Origin of the sequence: Nocardia sp. NPDC046763, from assembly GCF_040645495.1 — a bacterium.
Lineage (GTDB): Bacteria > Actinomycetota > Actinomycetes > Mycobacteriales > Mycobacteriaceae > Nocardia.
Map to the genome: position 1 here is coordinate 21,377 of NZ_JBEYYI010000035.1, position 18,211 is coordinate 39,587.

At 65.1% G+C, this 18,211-nt stretch carries 18 protein-coding genes and 1 pseudogene; 10 read left to right on the plus strand and 9 right to left on the minus strand.

The genetic code is table 11. The features are described 5' to 3' along the window. Positions 1–17: 17 nt before the first annotated feature. From ABZ909_RS37850 to ABZ909_RS37860, 3 genes and pseudogenes are all read left to right on the plus strand, one after another. Positions 18–971, plus strand: a complete 954-nt coding sequence (locus ABZ909_RS37850; RefSeq protein WP_357010035.1) for an MBL fold metallo-hydrolase — start codon at positions 18–20, stop codon at positions 969–971. A 67-nt stretch (positions 972–1,038) separates the two neighbouring features. After that, a complete protein-coding gene (locus ABZ909_RS37855; RefSeq protein WP_357010038.1) occupies positions 1,039–1,290 on the plus strand; it encodes a helix-turn-helix domain-containing protein in 252 nt (83 codons plus the stop codon). A gap of 208 nt (positions 1,291–1,498) precedes the next feature. Then, a pseudogene (locus ABZ909_RS37860) lies at positions 1,499–1,657 on the plus strand (DUF4158 domain-containing protein); the annotation flags it as partial. A 124-nt stretch (positions 1,658–1,781) separates the two neighbouring features. On the opposite strand, the gene ABZ909_RS37865 reads toward ABZ909_RS37860, so the two are convergent. After that, positions 1,782–2,216, minus strand: a complete 435-nt coding sequence (locus tag ABZ909_RS37865) for a hypothetical protein (protein WP_357010040.1) — start codon at positions 2,214–2,216, stop codon at positions 1,782–1,784. Positions 2,217–2,504: 288 nt separating this feature from the next. On the opposite strand from ABZ909_RS37865, the gene ABZ909_RS37870 reads away from it, so the two are divergent. Next, entirely contained in the window at positions 2,505–2,807 is a 303-nt protein-coding gene (locus ABZ909_RS37870) for a hypothetical protein (RefSeq protein ID WP_357010043.1), read from the plus strand. Positions 2,808–2,887: 80 nt separating this feature from the next. Here ABZ909_RS37870 and ABZ909_RS37875 read toward each other — a convergent pair whose 3' ends face one another. Then, positions 2,888–4,657 carry an FAD-dependent oxidoreductase gene (locus ABZ909_RS37875; RefSeq protein WP_357010046.1) on the minus strand — a complete coding sequence of 590 codons (1,770 nt, stop codon included), beginning with the start codon at positions 4,655–4,657 and terminating at the stop codon, positions 2,888–2,890. A 928-nt stretch (positions 4,658–5,585) separates the two neighbouring features. Here ABZ909_RS37875 and ABZ909_RS37880 point away from each other — a divergent pair. Continuing rightward, positions 5,586–6,221 (plus strand): LysE family translocator, encoded by a 636-nt coding sequence (locus ABZ909_RS37880; RefSeq protein WP_357010049.1) that lies wholly within the window; start codon positions 5,586–5,588, stop codon positions 6,219–6,221. A gap of 7 nt (positions 6,222–6,228) precedes the next feature. Here the strand turns inward: ABZ909_RS37880 and ABZ909_RS37885 are convergent, their stop codons facing one another. Continuing rightward, the gene (locus ABZ909_RS37885; RefSeq protein ID WP_357010051.1) at positions 6,229–6,591 is read right to left on the minus strand and encodes a hypothetical protein; all 363 of its coding nucleotides are present in this window, start codon (positions 6,589–6,591) and stop codon (positions 6,229–6,231) included. A gap of 202 nt (positions 6,592–6,793) precedes the next feature. Continuing rightward, positions 6,794–7,948 (minus strand): protein kinase family protein, encoded by a 1,155-nt coding sequence (locus ABZ909_RS37890; RefSeq protein ID WP_357010054.1) that lies wholly within the window; start codon positions 7,946–7,948, stop codon positions 6,794–6,796. A gap of 356 nt (positions 7,949–8,304) precedes the next feature. On the opposite strand from ABZ909_RS37890, the gene ABZ909_RS37895 reads away from it, so the two are divergent. Continuing rightward, complete coding sequence (locus ABZ909_RS37895) at positions 8,305–9,138, plus strand: hypothetical protein (RefSeq protein WP_357010057.1); 834 nt, start codon at positions 8,305–8,307, stop codon at positions 9,136–9,138. A 704-nt stretch (positions 9,139–9,842) separates the two neighbouring features. On the opposite strand, the gene ABZ909_RS37900 is transcribed toward ABZ909_RS37895, so the two are convergent. Both ABZ909_RS37900 and ABZ909_RS37905 read right to left on the minus strand, forming a co-directional pair. Further along, positions 9,843–10,724, minus strand: a complete 882-nt coding sequence (locus ABZ909_RS37900; protein WP_357010060.1) for an N-acyl homoserine lactonase family protein — start codon at positions 10,722–10,724, stop codon at positions 9,843–9,845. 94 nt (positions 10,725–10,818) lie between these two features. Continuing rightward, positions 10,819–11,829 carry an RNA polymerase subunit sigma-70 gene (locus tag ABZ909_RS37905; RefSeq protein WP_357010064.1) on the minus strand — a complete coding sequence of 337 codons (1,011 nt, stop codon included), beginning with the start codon at positions 11,827–11,829 and terminating at the stop codon, positions 10,819–10,821. A 196-nt stretch (positions 11,830–12,025) separates the two neighbouring features. On the opposite strand from ABZ909_RS37905, the gene ABZ909_RS37910 reads away from it, so the two are divergent. Both ABZ909_RS37910 and ABZ909_RS37915 read left to right on the plus strand, forming a co-directional pair. Beyond that, the gene (locus tag ABZ909_RS37910; RefSeq protein ID WP_357010066.1) at positions 12,026–12,772 is read left to right on the plus strand and encodes an SDR family oxidoreductase; all 747 of its coding nucleotides are present in this window, start codon (positions 12,026–12,028) and stop codon (positions 12,770–12,772) included. 299 nt (positions 12,773–13,071) lie between these two features. After that, on the plus strand, positions 13,072–13,695 hold the full coding sequence (locus ABZ909_RS37915; protein ID WP_357010069.1) for a DapH/DapD/GlmU-related protein: 624 nt from the start codon (positions 13,072–13,074) through the stop codon (positions 13,693–13,695). Between the two features lie 51 nt (positions 13,696–13,746). Here the strand turns inward: ABZ909_RS37915 and ABZ909_RS37920 are convergent, their stop codons facing one another. Both ABZ909_RS37920 and ABZ909_RS37925 read right to left on the minus strand, forming a co-directional pair. Next, positions 13,747–14,526 (minus strand): transposase, encoded by a 780-nt coding sequence (locus tag ABZ909_RS37920; RefSeq protein ID WP_357010072.1) that lies wholly within the window; start codon positions 14,524–14,526, stop codon positions 13,747–13,749. A gap of 356 nt (positions 14,527–14,882) precedes the next feature. Then, entirely contained in the window at positions 14,883–15,842 is a 960-nt protein-coding gene (locus tag ABZ909_RS37925; protein ID WP_357010075.1) for a COX15/CtaA family protein, read from the minus strand. Between the two features lie 26 nt (positions 15,843–15,868). Here ABZ909_RS37925 and ABZ909_RS37930 point away from each other — a divergent pair, with 26 nt between their 5' ends. Continuing rightward, positions 15,869–16,993: a DUF2637 domain-containing protein gene (locus ABZ909_RS37930; RefSeq protein ID WP_357010078.1), complete on the plus strand. Its 1,125-nt coding sequence runs from the start codon at positions 15,869–15,871 to the stop codon at positions 16,991–16,993. Positions 16,994–17,189: 196 nt separating this feature from the next. Then, positions 17,190–17,639 (plus strand): hypothetical protein, encoded by a 450-nt coding sequence (locus ABZ909_RS37935; RefSeq protein WP_357010081.1) that lies wholly within the window; start codon positions 17,190–17,192, stop codon positions 17,637–17,639. Between the two features lie 197 nt (positions 17,640–17,836). On the opposite strand, the gene ABZ909_RS37940 is transcribed toward ABZ909_RS37935, so the two are convergent. Further along, positions 17,837–18,211, minus strand: a 375-nt coding sequence (locus tag ABZ909_RS37940) for a hypothetical protein (protein WP_357010084.1), incomplete at its 5' end; no start/stop codon positions are given.

Below are 18,211 nucleotides of genomic sequence, written 5' to 3' on the forward strand. Positions count from 1 at the left end.
CCATGAAGGACGACACCATGAACAACCAAACCCGCGAACTGTCCGAGCGCCCACAGGATTACCTCGGGCCCAACCTCAATCCCACCGGGCTGGTGCTGAACCCGCGCGAGCTGGGCCCCGGCGTATTCGCCCTGCTGGCCAATATCCCACCCAAGGACAACAACGGCGTGATCATCGGCCGCGATGCGGCGCTGGTGATCGACGCGGGCATCAATGCGACCGTCTCCCACCAGATTCAGGACATCGTGGGAAATCTCACCGACCGGCCGCTGCGGTACCTGGTGAACACCACCTATCACGGCGATCACACATTCGGCAACGCGGCGTTTCCCGCGTCGGTGACGATCATCAGCTCGCGCGCCAACAAGGACGGCATGCGCGATCTGGACTACGAGAAGCAGATGCGCTTCGGCAACATGCGCGGCGACGAGAACCCGCTGTCGGCGGTGACCACTTGGCGCACACCGGATGTCGTGTTCGACAGGTACTGCGCCGTCGACCTGGGCGCGAAGACGGTGGAACTGTGGCACTTCGGCCCCGGCAACGGCCCCGGCGACACGATTGTGTTCGACCGCGACACCGGCACGGCGTGGACCGGCAACTTCCTGATGAGCGCCGGCCTGCCCCCGATGCTGCTGGAAGGCGGCCCCGTGCCGTACCTGGAGAGCCTGCGTGCCATGCAGCAGACCCTTCCGGTCCAGGTGGTGGTGCCGGGCCACGGCCCGGCGGGCGATGGGGCCGCGGCCCTGCGCAACTTCATCGACTACCTGCAGCAGCTGCTCGACCAGGTGACCGCGGCCCGGGCCACCGGCTGGTCGGCCGAGGAGACGGTGGCCCGCATCGCCACCCCGGATCTGCTCCGGGTGCCCGCGACGATCCACCCGACCCCCGAGATGCAGCAACTGCTCGGCCACTTGCACCGGCTGAATGTGCTTGCCACCTACCGCGATCTGGAACAGCAGGGCCGATGAGCGCCGAACTGTCCCGCGAATTCGTGCTCGAGCGCAACGGGCCCCGACCATAGGACTGGAGAACCTCATGACGAAGATCGGTTTCATCGGGGTGGGACGGCTCGCCCTTGCGCTCGGCGGACGGCTCGAAAAGGCCGGGCACACGGTGGCTTACGCCGATACGAAGGGCGGTCACGAGCGGGCCGTCGCCAACGCCTCGCGCCCGGATGAATCGGTGTCCTCGATCGCCCGCATGCTAGGCGTCTCCCGGTCCACGATCTACAAGTACGTGCCCGAGATCAGCACGGGCCGAGGCCAACTCGGTGCCGGGGAGGCGTAGCGGTTCAGCTCATCCGGGCCAGCCCAGGCGCTACGCGAACTTTTGGATTTTCGGCGACTACTGGGGTTCCGGTAGTAATCGCGCGAAAAACAACGACAATGGCTTGACCAGCAACGTTGTGCCGTGGCGGTTCGAGCTGCGAACGGGTGCGGTTGGTGCTCGGCTTTGCTGCCGATGAGGTCAATCGGTATGCGGGAGGTCAGGTTTCGTGGCGACACGGGTGTTCGCGGACGAGGAGTTGGACCGGCTGCGGGGGTTCCCGGATATCAGTCGTGATGAGTTGTTCCGATACTTCACGCTCACTCCTGCCGATATCGCGTTCGTGACGCCGGGCCGCGGCCGCGGGCCGGCAGAGCGGCTCGGGCTGGAGCTGGTGGTGTAGGAGGAGCTTCTTGAAGCGGTGCTGCGTGAGATGACGAGGAATTCGGCTTCGGCGCAACCGTCGAGGAAGGCCATGAGCTTCAGGCGTGCCAGCGAGGCGAGCAGTTCGTTCAGCTCTTCCATCGCGGAGTCCGCAATCGCGATTTCCACGACATGGCGCGCGGTCGCGCCGCTTGATCATGCCAAACCCATCTCCCTAGCATCGGGGCGGCCAGCACGTCCGGCAGGAACAGCCAGAGCAACGCCACCGCTTGGTTCATCTGAGACGAGCGAGGGATGACCCCGCGCGCACGCCGCAGGTCGCGCATCCAGCGTACAAGTTTGTAAAGCGCAACCATAACGGCGATTGTGGTGGCCAGAAGGATCGCTCGCAGCACCATCCCCAGACCGTCCTCGAAAACCGCGTGGATGAGCACCACAAACAGTGCCGACAATAATCCGGCCGTCATGGGTCCCCACTTGGGTACGGCGACGGCCTCATGGGCCTGTCGGGTCGCGGCGGCAGCGATGTCCAGTGCCTGTTGCGGTGTCTGTGCGTCGTGCATGAGCCGAACGTAACGCAACAAGTTTCCATTCGGCAACTGGTTTACTTACCGCATTCGGGGCCTCTACCTCGGTGTTCGCGCGGAGGCCCGAGCTGACCCAGGGCGGCCCGAGCCGGCTCACTGCCGGGGAGAACCGCCCGATGCCTGACGTCAGCAAGTACGACGAGCTGCTGCCGTCTCATCGGGCGGTCGAGTCGTAGCCGAGGACCGAGGTTTGGCCGTACGAGTCGTTGCCTGGTTCGTGCACCGGAGCACAGCGCGGGCATCGCGGCGCCGGTGCGAATCAGGGTGCAGGACAGCGACGAATCCGGAGACGAGGCGAACCAAGCCATCATGGCGCAGCCACACAGCCCAGGTTCCGGTCACCCTCACGCCGCCGCACACGGTAAGCAGCTCCATCACGAGCATGAACCTGCCGCGCTCGTCTGTGTCAACGTCTTGATGATCCAGGACATCCTCGACGATCCCGACTGCCCGGTCGAGCTCACCGCTGAGGACGAACGCGGCCTGACCCCGCTGTTCTGGTCGCACGTACTGCCCTATGGCGAGGTCAAGCTCAACATGCACTCCCGGCTCGCGTTCGGTGGATAGAAGCGGCTGCTATTGCTGCGCTGCCTGCCACAGCGCCAAAGTCGCGCCGCCGCCGTGTTCGCTCGGATGGTGTCCAACGATCAGCGCCGATGTACCTCGACCGCGGCGCGGACGCCGCTTTCCAGGGCGCCTTCGATCCAAGCCGTATTGAGGCTGGTGTGATCGCCGGCGAAATGTACCCGGCCTTCGACCGCTCGGGAGGCGGCGTGGTGCTCGTGCAACTGGCCGGTTGTCGGGATGGCAGCCTCGCCGAGTGCGTAGCGGGCGCGCACCCAGCTCTGTGTGATACCGACGCCGGTGAATTCGGCGTCGACGCGCGGTCCGAACAGATCGCGTATCCCGGCCATGGCGAAGTGAATGCGTTCGCCCTCAGTGAGTGAGTCCCAGCGCATCGCTTCGTCGGCAAAGGTGTAGGCGGCCAGCACTACTCCCCCGTCGGAGCCCTCGGTGTGGGAAGGGAAATAGATGGAACGGTTCGGGGAATCGCTGACGCAACGCCCACCGCGGAATCCGGTCGGTCCTTGCTCCCAGAAACGACTACGGAACTCCAGCAATACTTTTGTCGCCGCGTCGTGGTGCAGTTCGATGATGGCCCGTCGTTTGTCGTAGGACAGCAGCGGGTCGAACGTGCAGAACCGGGCCGAGGTGAATGGGATGGCCACGATCGCATATTCGGCATCGAACGACTCGACCGGACCGGTGGGACGGCCGTCGGAGCCTTCGTCTCCGGACTCCCCGGTGGTCCAGATCCGCACCCCCTTGTCGGTCTGTTCGAGCCGGGTCATCCGCTTACCCATCAGGATGGCCGGCCCGAGCCTCCGGGCCATGGCATCGGTGAGCGTCGTCATACCGCCCGACAACTCCCAGTAAGTGGCATCGGACGGGATCAAGTTGTGGTCGACGAGCGGGAAGACGACGCTGTGTCGCACTCGGGCAGTCAGATTCTCGAGTGTGCCGACGGCCTCGATACGTTCCTTCGGCCAGCCATTCTCCATAAGATAGCTTCGCAGGGAATGGTTTTCGTAGGTGGACAGCAACTCGGTCCAGGCCTCGACTTGCCGCTCGATCGGCCAGTCGGCCCGCACTGAGGCCTGGCGCAACGCGGCGTCGACGGCCGCGCTGGCGGACGTTGTCAGCTCGCAGCCGAAGCCGGCGTGGACCGCACCCGGGTTCGCGGCGTATTCGCCACGGGTGACAGTCATTCCATTGACCTTGATCAGACCGCGCCCGGCCGTGGGCGGCAGCACGTATTGCAGCTTCGGCCCGTTGGACCACTCCTCGCCCGTGAAGGAGCGGTAGAACACCGGAGGAGTGGGCGGTGTGCGAGTCTCCGGGAGCACGTCGGAGCTGTAGAACGGCCTGCGCTGCACACCCAGCTTGTCGGCAAGCGCCAGCACCATCGGGTGCACGCTGGACAGCCGCATGGCCCCGCCCTCGGCGTAGAGTGCGGGATCGGAGAAGACATTGCGGAACGTCTTCACCCGCCCTCCCGTGCGATTTCTGTTGGCCTCCAACACCGTAACCTGATGTCCGGCAGCGGCCAGCAAGTTCGCGGCGCACAGCCCGGCCGGACCGGCTCCGACGACAATGATCTTCTTGCGCTTATCCGTGACGGGCAGACCGGAATCGATGAGGATCTTCAGGTAGGCCAATGTGAGGTCGTTGCCGTTCTCGTCGACTCCCAACAGCTGCCGAGCAAGCACCTCGCTGCGGCCACGGCCGCGATCGACTACAACGTTCTCGATGCCGGACGGCGCACACGCGGTCGGTGCGATCGCGCTGGAAGCGACGGCGCCCGCAGCCAGCGCGGTGCTCAGCAGACGGCGCCGGGAAACCCCGCTGTCCGACATTCCTGTTCCTCCTCGAACGAGGCAGACGCACTTCATCCAGTGGCGGCCAACACTTCCCGAGGGCTATCACACCCGGAACCTGTCCCCGCCCGCCTGGCAAGGACGGGCGTGCCCGGCGGCGGGCGGTGGTGATCCTCTGGGGCGACATCGTCGCTGATCGTACCGACGACGGCAAGCACGAGGGCTTCGTCACGGCGTGGTAACGCTTCGGCGTTGCATCGGGAGCTGGTGGAGCGGGAAAGAGCTGGTGGTCCACCGGCGCCGGGCTTGGCGACGTTGCATCGTGCGATCGTCAGGATGTGCCGCTGGTGATCGGGCGCCAACCCCGGCCAACTCCGTCTCGAGCGGCGCGGCATCCAACCCCACCGCCACCAGCGCATAATCCCGCACGTCCTCCGCCGCGGCCGCCAGGAACCGGCCGATCTGCTCATCATCCAGAGTTCGCGGAACATGCAAATCCGTCGATACCCGGCTCACCAACGGCAGCCTCACAGTAGTCGCCCTGGCAATCGAGGCCGAGGTTCACCGAATGGCGTTGCACAAGCGCCACGCCGACCTGAAAGAGGCGTTCTACGCACGTGTCCGAGCCGAAACCCACCAGCCCCCGGAAGTCGAGAAACGCCCGCGAGGTGAAGTCGCTCGGCTGAAGAAGGCCCTCCGGCAATCAAGGACAGCCGAAGAAGAATCCCGCCCGCGCGCCGAACAGACCGTGCTCGCCACCGCGGTCCGAGTTCGAGGAGCACTTCGACAAACGCAACGTCGAGCTCGGCGGCTGCGCTCGGCCATACGGCACTGGATGCCAGCACGAACACACCTGCTTCTCTGAACTAATCGGCCATGCCCATCCCGGCGTCGCCCGAACGCACGCTCATGCCGATTCCAGGACATTTTGGACCGCCCACAGGGCCGCCAGAACTAGGCTTCGCGGATGGTTCCGATCTCGCATGCGGTTGGTTTCGCCATCGCCGCGTTCGTCATCATTGTCATTCCAGGGCCGAATGTACTGTTCGCCGTTGGGCGAGCACTCACGTTAGGACGGCGGTCCGCAGTGCTGTCGGTCATAGGTGGTGTGACGGGCTCACTGGTACCGCTTATAGGCGCGGCTCTGGGGCTGGGGGCTGTCTTGATGGCCTCGGCGTTGCTGTTCACGCTCGTGAAGCTGATCGGAGCTGGGTACCTGATCTATCTGGGTATCACGACGATTCGGCGACGGAAGGAACTGGTTGCAGCGCTTGATGCCGATGTTCCGGACGCGGGTAACCACCGCGTGCTGCGACAGGGATTCATCGTGGGTGCGACGAACCCGAAGACGATGGTGTTCTTCGGCGCGGTCCTTCCGCAATTCGCGGCACCCGATGCTGGCGCGGTGCCAGTGCAGTTGTTGACACTGGGTGTGATTTTCCTTGTTCTCCAGGCACTTTCGGATGGCACATGGGCGTTGATGGCGGCCACCGCACGGTCATGGTTCGCGCGATCGCCACGTCGACTCGAAGCGATCAGCACTACCGGTGGCGTGATGATCATCGGAGTCGGGACCAGCGTGGCGTTGGCCGGAACCAACTAGCTGATGGCTAGTCGGTTCGGCTGATGAACATCTCCGCCATTTGCAGGCCGCCGGTGCAGACGTTCGCCCCGACCACCGAGGCTACGAAGACGGCGCGGCTGTCGGGGTCCTCGTCGTTGACAGCGAAGGCGTAGCTGATGCGAGAGATGTAGGAGGTGATTTGGCTGGTCTCGTCGACGATGGCGATGCTTCGGTTGCCCCCTGCGGGTTTCCGGCCAGTTCGCTGAAGTGCCAGGTGAGCGATGGTAGTGCCAGGACGGCGTTCGATCTCTCCGGCCCAGCCCTCACGTTCAGCGCGAGCACGCCGTTCGAGCAGGTCATTCTCGATTTCCTCAAGGCGGGGCAGCATTTTGGGGTTGATGTTGAGCATTGGGCAACGGATGCAGGCTTCTCTGAACTAACTGGCCATGCCCATCTCGGCGTCGCCCGAACGCACGCCCATGCCGAATTGAGGGCGTTCTGCGACACGAAATACACTGCGGTACAGCGGCGATCGCGGGTCGAGGCGCCATCAAGGGGACGGCGGCCTGTCCAGGTCGTCGACCGAGATCCCGCCGAGCCCACCTGGCCCGTCACATCTGCTGAACGAACACAGAAGCCTGGCCGTCCAGCAGACGGAAGATCTCCTCGTCCGGATACGGAGTGCTCCGGCTCGCCTGCTGGAACGCACGCATGAACGCGGACATCGCCGCGGCGACCGGCGCGTGCCGGGTGAGGACCGCGGCGGCTCCCTCGGGGATGCCCTCCGGCGGCTTGCCCTCGGCGATGGCGCGCACCATCGCGGCGCGTGCCTCCCGGCCTTCCAGCCCATACAGGGCGGTGAACAGCCAATTCACCAGATAGGTGGCAGTGAAGCCGCGGTCGTAGCTCTGGTTCTGGTCGAAGAACGCGGCCTCCTCCTGCGAGAGGTCGAACGCCGAGGTGAGCGAGAGGCCGTAGTCGCCGAAGTAGAGGCGTCGACCGTCGGTCAGGATATTCCAGAAGTGCGCGTCGAGGTGCAGCAGCCCACGGCTGTTCATGAACGCGGTGCCGGCGGCCAGTTCCCGCTCGACCATGGCGCAGGCCCGGTCGGTGGCCTCGTCGCCCGCCTCGATCTGGGCGTTCAGCCACTCGTGCAGGGTCTGCGGGATGTACTCCAGGAACAGCGCGATGCTCGCCGAAGAGCCTCGGAGGGCCTCGATTCGGTGGCGGACTTGGGGCCGGCCGTCCCAGTAGGCGACGACGCGATCGATGTCGGCGAGCTCGTCGGGCAGCAGCGCCGTGTCCGGCAACACCCGCCAGTGGTACATCAGCGGGAAGCCCTCGTGTTCGGCGGCGAGCACCCAGTTCGTCGTCATGGTGTGCACGGCGAGCTCGCGCCAAGCCCCGAAGCCAGCCCCGCCGATGAGGCCGACGCCGTAATGGTAGAACAGCGGCACGTCGAACAGGTTCGCCGTGGACCGGACATGCTCGGGCTGTCGTTCCAGGTCGGTGAGGGGCACTCGCTTCACGAAAACCGGGGTTCCGGCGATCTCCAGCAGCGCCGACTTGCCGCCGATACCGACGCCGATCGGTGCGGCCGCGTCCACGAGCTCGCGCAACGCGTGATCGCTGTGCAGTGCCAGGGCCGTGGAGACAGCGCTGTGAGCGCGCAGGCGCGCCGGGCGCGACCTGTCCCGGGTCGCCGCCACGTTGCGGGATATCGCCTCGCTGTCGCGCATCACCACGATCAACCCTCCCCGTTGCACTGGCGATTCCGTCGCAATCGACAGTCAGCCTATCGCGATCTTTGGCCTGTCAAACATCCGGAAATGCCGCTGGTCGCGCTGACCGAACCGGCCAGCGCTGAGCGGCCGGCGGCCGGAACCTGGTGCGGTGCGGAACGTCCGCAACTGCCAATGTCCGAGTAAACGGGGTGTTCCGGACTGTGGGTCTGTGTCCGGACTTGCCGAGGGATCAGCATGTTCCGCAAATGACCCCGTCTTCCGAACGGTGTAGTGACGGGCCCTGCGGTTCATGGGATCCGGGCGCGCTATCGCGGCGTCGGTCGATTACCCTGCCACGATAGTTAGCTTAGACAATTAATTGCGCAGGAGGTCTTACCGTGCCATCCCGTTCGATCGTCGCCGCCGGAGCCGTCGCCGCCGCCTGCTGCGCCCTCGCGGTCGCTCCCGCTTCCGCTGCGCCGCAAACCAATTCACCGGTCTCGGAGATCACGCCCTGCCCCGCCGGAACGGCAGCCGAGCATCCGATCCTGCTGATACACGGCACAGGCCGGACCGTGGAACAGAGCCTCGGTCCCACCCGCCAGGCCCTTATCGACGACGGACGTTGTGTCTACGGTGTCGACTACGACTCGTGGGGGCCGGTGTCGGAGTCGGTCGACCTCGTGACCTCGGTCGCCGACCGCATTCTCGCCGTCAATGGCGCAGCGTCTCTGGATCTGGTCGGCAAATCCCAGGGCGGGCTGATCGCGCGGGCGGTGAGCCTGCGGTTCTCCGACCGCCCGACCAACCCGATCGATCAGGTCGTAGCCATCAGCGGGCCCCAACTCGGTACAGGCACGGCCGGATCCGGCGGTGCCGGCGCACTGCTCCAGGCCGTGCCGAATCTCGCGACCGCGCTACTCCCGCAGGCCGTCATCGATTTGACGCCAGACTCCCCTTACATTGCGACCCTGAACAGCGGGCCGCTGACCGCTCCCGGGGTGCGCTACACCATGATCGGATCCAGCTATGACGAACTGGTTTCTCCCGCGGTCGCTTTCATCGACGCCTCGAACGTCACCAATATCCTGCTGCAGGACGGCTGCCCCATCGATCACGCCGGCCATGCCGCCGAAGCGACCGATCCACGCACCATCGACCTGACCATGCACACCCTCGACCCGGACCGCCACCCCGACATCCGATGCACCGCCAACAACAACGCCATCTGACCCATATCGGGTCTTCGCTTCAGCAGACCCGCAACGCACGCTATCGCCGCATACCGCACTGATTGAACCGGCCAGCCCGCGGCGCCGGGCGGAAACGACTGAGCCCCCACCCGAACTCAAGAACTTCGGATGGGGCTCAGCAGAGTCTCTACCTGCAGCGATACACGCGCTGCCCTACTTCTTCGCAGACGCTGATCCGCTTCGGAACTCGACCCGCTCGGCATCGAATATCCGCACGTCAAACGCCCTGATCAGACCTCGACTCGCGTTCCGAAGCCGAATAACCTGTACATGCAGCGCACCGAGCCAACCACCGCCGGCAACGCCTCAAGACCGGTCCTCCGACCGTATCGCCAGGCTGGCTATAGCGGACAAGAGTGCGCGGTCATGCCGAGTTCCGTGCGACCGGTGCAATCCCTCACAATCCGGCGTAGAGCAGCAATTTCACGCCAATTCCTCAGCTGTAGTGCACATTTAGAACAGTTGGGTTGGCCGTTCATGCCCGCATGGCAGCGCACTCTCCTGCCGCATACCGCGCTGACCGAACCGGCCAGCGCGGGGCATCGGAAGATCAACTGGCCGTGCCGATCCGAGGCCGGCCAGTGTCCGCTCATGCCGAATGCCGCGCAGTAGTCGGGCTCACGAGCACCGGCTGAGCTGATCGGGTTCCGGAGTGGTGAGATCTCGCAATCAACTGCCAGTCTTCAGATGCGTGTCGCGGTGGCGGCTGCCAGACGGTTCGCTGCCTCGGGGTCGTGGGCCGGCAGGATCACGAGGTCGGGGTGGGTTTCGCGCAGCTGGTGGATCTTGTCGGTCGTGTTCTTCATCTGACGTCTGTGTCCCAATCCCGGCAGGTGCTTCTCGTCGAGGAGGTGGATGTCGTAGGTGAGGTCTCCGACCATGAGCAGTGGCACGTTGCGCGGCTGGCGTACGAGCAGTGACATCGACCCTGGTGTGTGTCCCGGGGTGGGTAGCAAGGTGAGGGTCCCGTCGCCCAACAGATCGTGTGCCTCGGTGAACGGTGCCAAGGATGGGTCGGTGGTGGGTTCGAAGGTGATCCGGTCCCAGTGCAGGCCGGTGAGGTCGACGTGGTTGCGCATGAGCCCGATCATCTCCGCTTTCGGGCCCACCAGCGCGTCCCATTCGTCTTGGCTGACAACAAAGTCGGCGTGTCGCAGCTGCGGAATTCCGCCGGTGTGGTCGGGGTGAAGGTGGGAGAAGATTGCGGTGCGAACCTGCGCGATGTGGTATCCGAGGTTGGCGAGTTGGGCTGACAGGGTGTCCTGGGGTTCGATGTCGAAGCGTCCGAAACGACGGTGGATGAAGCCGGTGAATCCGCCTGGGGTGTAGTCGGGGTCGGTGACCACGGCGCGGTCCTGTCCGGTGTCGAACAGGATCAGTCCCTTGTCGTGTTCGATGACGTAGGCGTTGATCGGCAGCGGGTCGGTCCAGCGGCGAGATGTCAGGAGCCACCACATCTGGGGGGTGCCTTCGGATCTCACGTGCTGGGGGTGGATCATGACGCTTCCGGTACTGAGTACGGACACTCGTTTGATCGGGTTGGTGGTCAAGTATACGTATGTCATGGAGGCGTCCCTTCAACTGATGGGCTGTTCACTTATTGAGACGCACAGCGCATTTCGATTTCGTCGGCGAGGACGCTTGTTCATCGGATCACGGTCATGCTGCTGCGGGCAGGTCGAACAGGTCGAACAGCGCCGGGTTCAGCATGAATACCGCGATCTCGTGGATGCCCTTCGTGCCCAAGGTGAGAACGCCGATGCCGAACGGTTCGTAGCAGGTCCCGTCAGCTGATTGGAGGTACAAACCGAAGGCAGGCTGGCTGTTCGCCGCGGTCGGCAGGAGTCGTGTGTGGTTCCCAACCTTGGCCCGGGCCAATGAGTCCGGCATCGGGCTCGCCAGGAACGTGGCTATGGCGGCCGGTCCTTGGAACCACGTCCGATAGGGCGGCATGACCAGGCGTGCATCGTCCGCGAGCAGACTCACCAGCCCGTCCATGTCGGCGCTCTCCCACGCCCGCACCAACTTCTCCAACGTCGTCCGGTCGGTGCCCGTCGAGGAGGTGAGTGCGTCTGCGCGGCCGGGTTCGCGTGCGGCCAAGGTGGCTTGGGCTCGACGAAGGGCCGAGTACACCGCGGTCGGGGTCATATCCAGGGCGGTCGCTGCTTGTTTGGCTGGCCAGGAGAGGACATCACACAAGAGCAGCACGGCACGCTGACGTGGCGGAAGTTGTTGTATCGCAGTGAGGAACGCCAACTGGATCCCCTCCCGGGCCAGGACCGAGTCCTCGGCCGAGGAGGCTTGTCGAAGCAACGAGTCCGGGTAAGGCTGCAACCAGGGGATGTCGGCAGGCGCACCGGGCATGCTTCCCGCTTCGGCTGCTTCGAATTCATCGGTGGGCCACGGTCGACGCTTGCGGCGACGCAACGCATCCAGACACACGTTGGTCGCGACCGCATACAGCCAGGCACGAAACGTGCTCGTGCCCGCAAACGTTCCCACCCGCGTCCACGCTCGCAGCAGCGTCTCCTGGACAGCGTCTTCGGCGTCCTCGGCAGAACCGAGCATGCGATAGCAGTGCACATGCAGCTCACGCCGATGCGGAGACACCAACTCCTCGAATGCCCGCCCGACTCCTGCCCGGGCCTGCTCGACCAGTAGCTCACTCATGCATGTGTGACGTCATTTCGGCCGAAGATTCGTCGGTCCTCCCTATTTCTCGCCCCAGCCGGATCAGGGCAGCTCTCGCCGACCAAATCAGTCCGCGGGCGGCGTCACATGAACGACGCCACTCTTCCGGCCTAGTTCGGCCCACGGTAAGTCCGTGCGGTCGCCAGTGCTTCTCGAAAACGAAAGGAACCCTGCGATGAATGCCTCGGCCAACCGAACTGTCGCGATCGTCGGAGCCAGCCGTGGCTTGGGCCGTGGGGCTGCGGAAGCGTTCGCCGCCGCAGGAGCGAACGTCGTTGCGATTGCCCGTGATCGGCACGCCCTGGAGGACTTGGCCGCAGACCACGACCTGGTTCGACCGCTAGCCCTAGACGCCACCACACCGAATTCGCCCGCCGCGGTCATCACCGACCAGCACCCCGATGTCCTCGTTCTGGTCGCCGGTATCACGCCACCGATTGCGCCGATCAACGAGCTGAGTTGGACCGAGTTCTCCGCGACGTGGGAGACGGATGTGAAACTCACCCATGTGTGGCTCAGCGCCGCGTTGAATGCACCGATGCGGCCGGGCAGCCGCGTCATCGTAATCAGCAGCGGCGCATCGCTGATCGGTTCACCCCGCGCAGGCGGCTACTCCGGTGCGAAGGCCATGCAACGCTTCATGGCAGCCGACGCTCAGGTCGAGTCGGACCTGCGTGGTCTCGGGATCACCGTCACCTCGGTGCTCCCCAAACTCACCCCGCTGACCGCCGTGGGCGCGGTCGGGGCGCACGCGCACGCTGGAGTGGCTGGAATCAGCGTGGCGGAGTTCACCGAGCAACTGGGCAAGACGTTGACCCCCGGCATCTTCGGTGAAGCCCTGGTTGACCTGGCCGGGCGGCCAACAGCGCAAGCAGCAGGCAGTTTCCGTCTTACCGTCGACGGAATCACGCCGTTGGCCTAAGGGCCACATCCCTACACTTCGACATTCGGCAAGCTGTGACGTTCGAACGCAAACGCTCCAGTGCGGCCTCGCGCCTTTCGAGCAGGGTCCGGATGTGGATCTGATTCATTCCCTCCCCTTTCCGCAAACGTCGCCGACCGTAACGCGAAACCCGCAGCGGCGCGACCCTTCTGGTTGCCGGAGACGCTCAGCGCCACCAACCGGGCCGGTGATCGTCCAGTCGAGTGAGCGCTCATGCGGCTGGGCGGGCGGTAGTCGCAGCGAGATCGACTGCGCCGCAATATGTCCGGGAAATGCCGATGACCGAGCATCCATTCGCCAGCCGGATGCGCAAGTATGGCGGGATGGCGAGCGACAACTTCATGCTGATCCACGATGCCGAACTCCTTGCCCAAGGCGAACGTGTTCTCGGTGCCGAGTTCAAAGCGATGCACGAGCGGGTTGTGCAGGTCACGGAGTTGACCTCCCGTCTCAATATCCTGCCCTTCGACGACGAGACCGGAAAGGCCGCCTTGCTCGAACAGATCCTGGGCCGCCCTCTCCCAGCCGGAGTCACGATCTACCCGCCCTTTTACACCGACCATGGACTGCACCTCGACTTGGCCGAGCGCGTGTTCATCAATCAGGGGTGTACCTTCCTGGACTACGCCGGTATCCGGTTGGGCCGGGGCGTGATGATCGGGCCGAAGGCCACCTTCATCACCGTGGGCCACCCGGTAGACCCGGAGGAACGGCGCCGATTCCTCACCGGTGCACCGATTGATGTGGCGGAGAATGTATGGATCGGTGCCGGGGCGATGATCCTGCCGGGGGTCAGTATCGGGCGTGACGCGGTGGTCGCCGCAGGTGCAGTGGTGGCCGACGACGTGCCAGCGAGGAGCTTGGTGGCTGGCCCCAAGGCCGCTGTGCGCCGGGATTGGTAGCACTGGGCAGCGGCTTTCGCTTGCTGTTGAACGCACTATTCTAGCACCCCTTTAGGTCAAGACTTGGTTGGCGTTAGCCTGGTCGATGGGTCCGGGTTGTGGCTTGTCCGAAGGACTGGTGTTCGGGTTTGAGCCGGTCACGCTGGAGTTCGTAGACGTTCCCGATTGCCCTCCCGGGCCCGCCAATTCGCGTTGGCGTTGATCGATGAGCAACCGCGCGTAGACGATGTTCGACAGGCGCCGTTTGAGTGCGCGTAGTGCTTCCTTCGAGGTCTTCCCGTCGGCTCTGCGGGCGTCGTAGTAGACGCGTCCGGGTGTGGGATGGCGTAGTTGGACGATCGCCATGATGTGCAGGACCCGATTGATTCGCTGGTTTCCGGCGCGGGAGAGGCGATGTCTTTGCTGAGCTCCGGAGGACGCGTCCAGTGGAGCGGTGCCGTTCCAGGAAGCGAACCGGTCCCGATCTGCGAAGCGGTGGATATCGCCGGTGTCGGCGAGAAGCCTTGCCGCAGACGATGGTCCGATGCCGTTGAGCTCGATGAGCGTGGATCCGAGGTCGGCGACCATTTGGCGGAGTTCTTTGTCCGCGGCCTTGATTTTGCGGTCGAAGGTCTCGAGTTCGGTGAGCATCTCCACGGCCAAACGCCGGCGGATCTTGCCGGCCGGGTCGACCGTTTCGGTGCGGGTTCGCCCGAGTTCGTCGCGCCGATCCGCCAGCAGACCGAGCGCGACCAACATCGGATCTGCGTGCACGCGCCGCAGATTCGGCGACCTCAGCGCCGCCAGTGCGACCGAGCGTTTGTGCGGGTCCATGCCGATGATGACGGTCACCGCGGTCCTCCCTCGAACGAACGAATGTGTTGTTCGTGCGGGAGGGCACCGCTGCTTCGAGCCGGACAAACCCCTTTTCAGCCACTCCCGACACGGTGTCCCGGTGGGAGGCATGCCAAAAGAGAGCCACACCAATGACAACGGTGGGCAGCCGCATACCGAGCCTCCCGCCGGGCACCTGGACCGAGCCCTGGCCAGGACCTGGTCCTACCACCATTCTCTAATCAGCCGCATCCCGCGCGGTTCGAACCGGCCAGCGCGGGGCATCTGAAAGTCAACGGTCCGTTGTCATCCGAGGTCGGCCGAATGCACCGCGATGTGCATTGAGAGTTGGTTGTTGCTCGGGTGTTCGAGAATTACGCCTGGTTCATTTCGGTGACTGCGGGACCACGGCGCGGGGAGGTTTCGAGAAATACCCGGACGGCCCCGATGAACACCAGCGCCGCACACAGCATATGCACGACGATGACCGCGTTCGGTAGTCCGGTAACCGACTGGACAACCCCAACACCCACCTGTGCCACCAGGACCAGCAGCATCCACGCGGTGCGGACACGCAGATCGGTACCGGGCGAACTCGAACGCCACATCAGGGCAACGATGACGACCACGGCGCCGGCGAGGGCGGCATGAATCCAGGTCACTACGACCCAATCGAACGCCATCCTCGGCACATCCCCCGAATCACCGGCGTGGGGACCAGTTCCGGTCACCGCTGTTCCCACGATCGAGAGCCCGGCGGTGGCGGCGAGCAGCATCCAAGCCAGCCGCCGTTCGCGCGGTCCCTTCGCTGCGGCCGGACGGGTTTCGCCGTTGTGCGATCGGTCCACCAGATCCCAGGTCACTGCCGCCGCCGCAAGCAGCAAGGTAGCGGCGAGGAAATGCGCGGCGACCAGATACGGATTCAGCCGTGCGAGCACTGTCAGCCCGCCCACCACGGCATTGAGCACGACAATCCAGAACTGTACCCACGCCCACCGTATGACCTGCGGCTGCGGCCGACGCTGAAAACGCGCGACCACGATCAGTGCCCCGACCATGACGCAGACGGCATCGGTGAGCAGTCGGTTGACGAATTCGACGACCGCATGGATTCCCATCGCGGCGGTGGGCGACAGCGAACCGTCCGAACAGTTGGGCCAATCCGGACATCCGAGGCCGGACCCTGTGACCCGCACAACCCCGCCACCGACAACGATCGCGATACTCGCCACGACCGCCGCGGCAGCGGCCACGCGCAGCGCCCCGCGCCCGAAACCGATCTTCCCGTCGAAGTATGAAAACGGAGTCGACGGCCGTCGCGTCTCAGTAGTCACTGCCACGGAAGACCTTGCCTCTCATCGTGATCCACTCGATCGGGACATCCTATCGGCCCGAGCATCCTGTCCAGGTAGCCGCGACCCGCGCCGACCGAACCGGCCAGCGCGGACGAGCGAAGGTCAGCCGGCCCGCTCGACCCCGCTCGTCGCGCTGGCAATGCGCCTATGGCTGTAGTCGAGGGAAGTATCCGGAAACGCCGCTTCCCGCTGACCGAACCGGCCAGCGCGACGCGACGGAAGATCAACCGGCAGAGGCGATCCGACATCGCCGGAACGCACCCTCATGCCGAATACAGCGCGTCTTGTCGTCTGTTGTCTCAGTCCGGGGCCGAGGGCGCGGGAGCCTCGTCGTTGCGGCGGTGTTGACTGCCGCGTGCGGATGGTCCGCTATCGCCCTGCACGGGCTGGCGCAGCAGGCCGGGACCACGTCATGGCTGGCGTGGGGTGCCCCGATCATCGTGGACGGGCCCCTGTTCCAGTCGGCCATCGCGCTGGTCGTGCTCAAGCGCCGCGCCAAGAACCGCATCCACGTAGAGCCGCGGTTCCGGCGGTTCTACTGGTGGACGCTGGCCGCGTCGGAGCTGGTCAGCCTGATCGGCAACGGTGCACACGCCGCGAAGGTCCCCGTCACGCCGACCATCGCGGCGGTGATCGCGGGTGCGGCTCCGGTCGCGGCGATGGCGGTCATGCACGGATTCACCATCCTCCTTGAGGTTCCGCGCAAACCCGAGCCGACCGCGCAAGCGGTCAACTCCGAGACAACCGCGAGCACAGGGCATTTCGACACCTTCCAGGAGCCGTCTCCTGCCGTGTCTCTAGGAGACGCTGTTGCGTCTCCAGCCGTCTCCTACCCGTCTCCTGAGAACCCGGGAGGAGACGCCGAGGAGACGCCGCCCGTCTCCTACCCGTCTCCTGGAGACGGGCGAGGAGACGCCGAGCCCGTCTCGGAAGAGACGACCGAGCGGCCCGAGGACCGCGACGCGGCCATCTGGGCGATGCATCTGGAGGGCAAGCCCCTTCGCGAGATCGCCGAGACCATGGATCTGTCGAAAGGCTATGTCGGCAAGATCCTGACCCGGTTGAAGGTCGAGCACGGCACCCCGCCCGCCGATGACGGGACGGAGGTGATGCTCCAAGTCGTTCGCTGATCGATCGCCCGGTGGTACGGGAGGGTGTGCGGCGGTCCCTCCCGCGTCCAGGGCGCACAGCGTCGCCGGGCGGCGATGGCCTAGACGGCCACCCTTGACCCGCGAGCCTCTACCGCCACACAGGCACAGCCCTACGGGGCAGGCAGCAAGCCCTGCCCCTCAATTCCCTTCCACCTCACATCCTTTGGAGGACACCATGACCAACGCCCTGAGCGACCTGGACCAGATCAACGCCGAGCTGATGGGTGCCGGCGCCCGTAACCCGTTCGGCAAGGACGTGCAGCCCGGCGACGGGGTGACCGGCGAGATCGTCTCGGTCGTGCGCCGCCACCGCCACACCAGCGCGGGCCAGCCCCTGTTCTGGGTCAACCGCAAACCGACCGTCGCCGCGGGCGGTGACCCGGTGATCGATTCGCAGCTGATCGTCGAGACCGGCGCCCGCGACGACGAGCAGGACGACGGCCTGCGCGCGATCACCCTGGACCGTGACGTGCAGCGCGCGATCAGTGCGGGTGTGCGCCGCGCCCGCGCCGGCGGATTGGCGATCGGCGGCCGGATCGAGGGCCTGCTCTACGTCGGCCCGGTCGAGGGCGGCGGCTACGGCCGCATCTACGACCTGGGTGCCTACATCGCACCCGGCGCATAGCACGATCCAGCCCACCGAAGCCCCTGGCCCGTGATGATCGGGCCAGGGGCTTCGTCGTGTCGGACAGTTTGCCGGAACTGCGGCTGGGTCTTCGCAGTGCCGGACCTTCTTCGCGTGACTGGTGCGATAGTCACCTGAGCCTCGTCGCCGTTGTGTTCAAGGACAGCATCCCTGCCGGGGCGTACGAGTTGCTAACGCTATTGCGACCACCAATTCGTCCACAGATGCCCGTCGTCGCTGGCACGTACGAACACATACGGGTTGCCCTGGTAAGAGGCGGTCGCGATCGTATACGGATCGACCGTGTGCCCGGGTGGGGTGCCCTGGTCGCTCCAGTTCCAGGACTTCCCATCCCACCAGTTCACCCACAGATGCCCATCACTGGCGCGCACGAATACGTACGGGTTGTTCTGGTAGGTGGCGGTCGCGATCGTGTCCGGATCGACCGTGTGTCCGGGTGGGGTGCCCTGGTCGCTCCAGTTCCAGGATTTGCCGTCCCACCAGTTCACCCACAGACGCCCATCATTGGCGCGCACGAATACGTATGGGTTGTTCTGGTAGGTGGCGGTCGC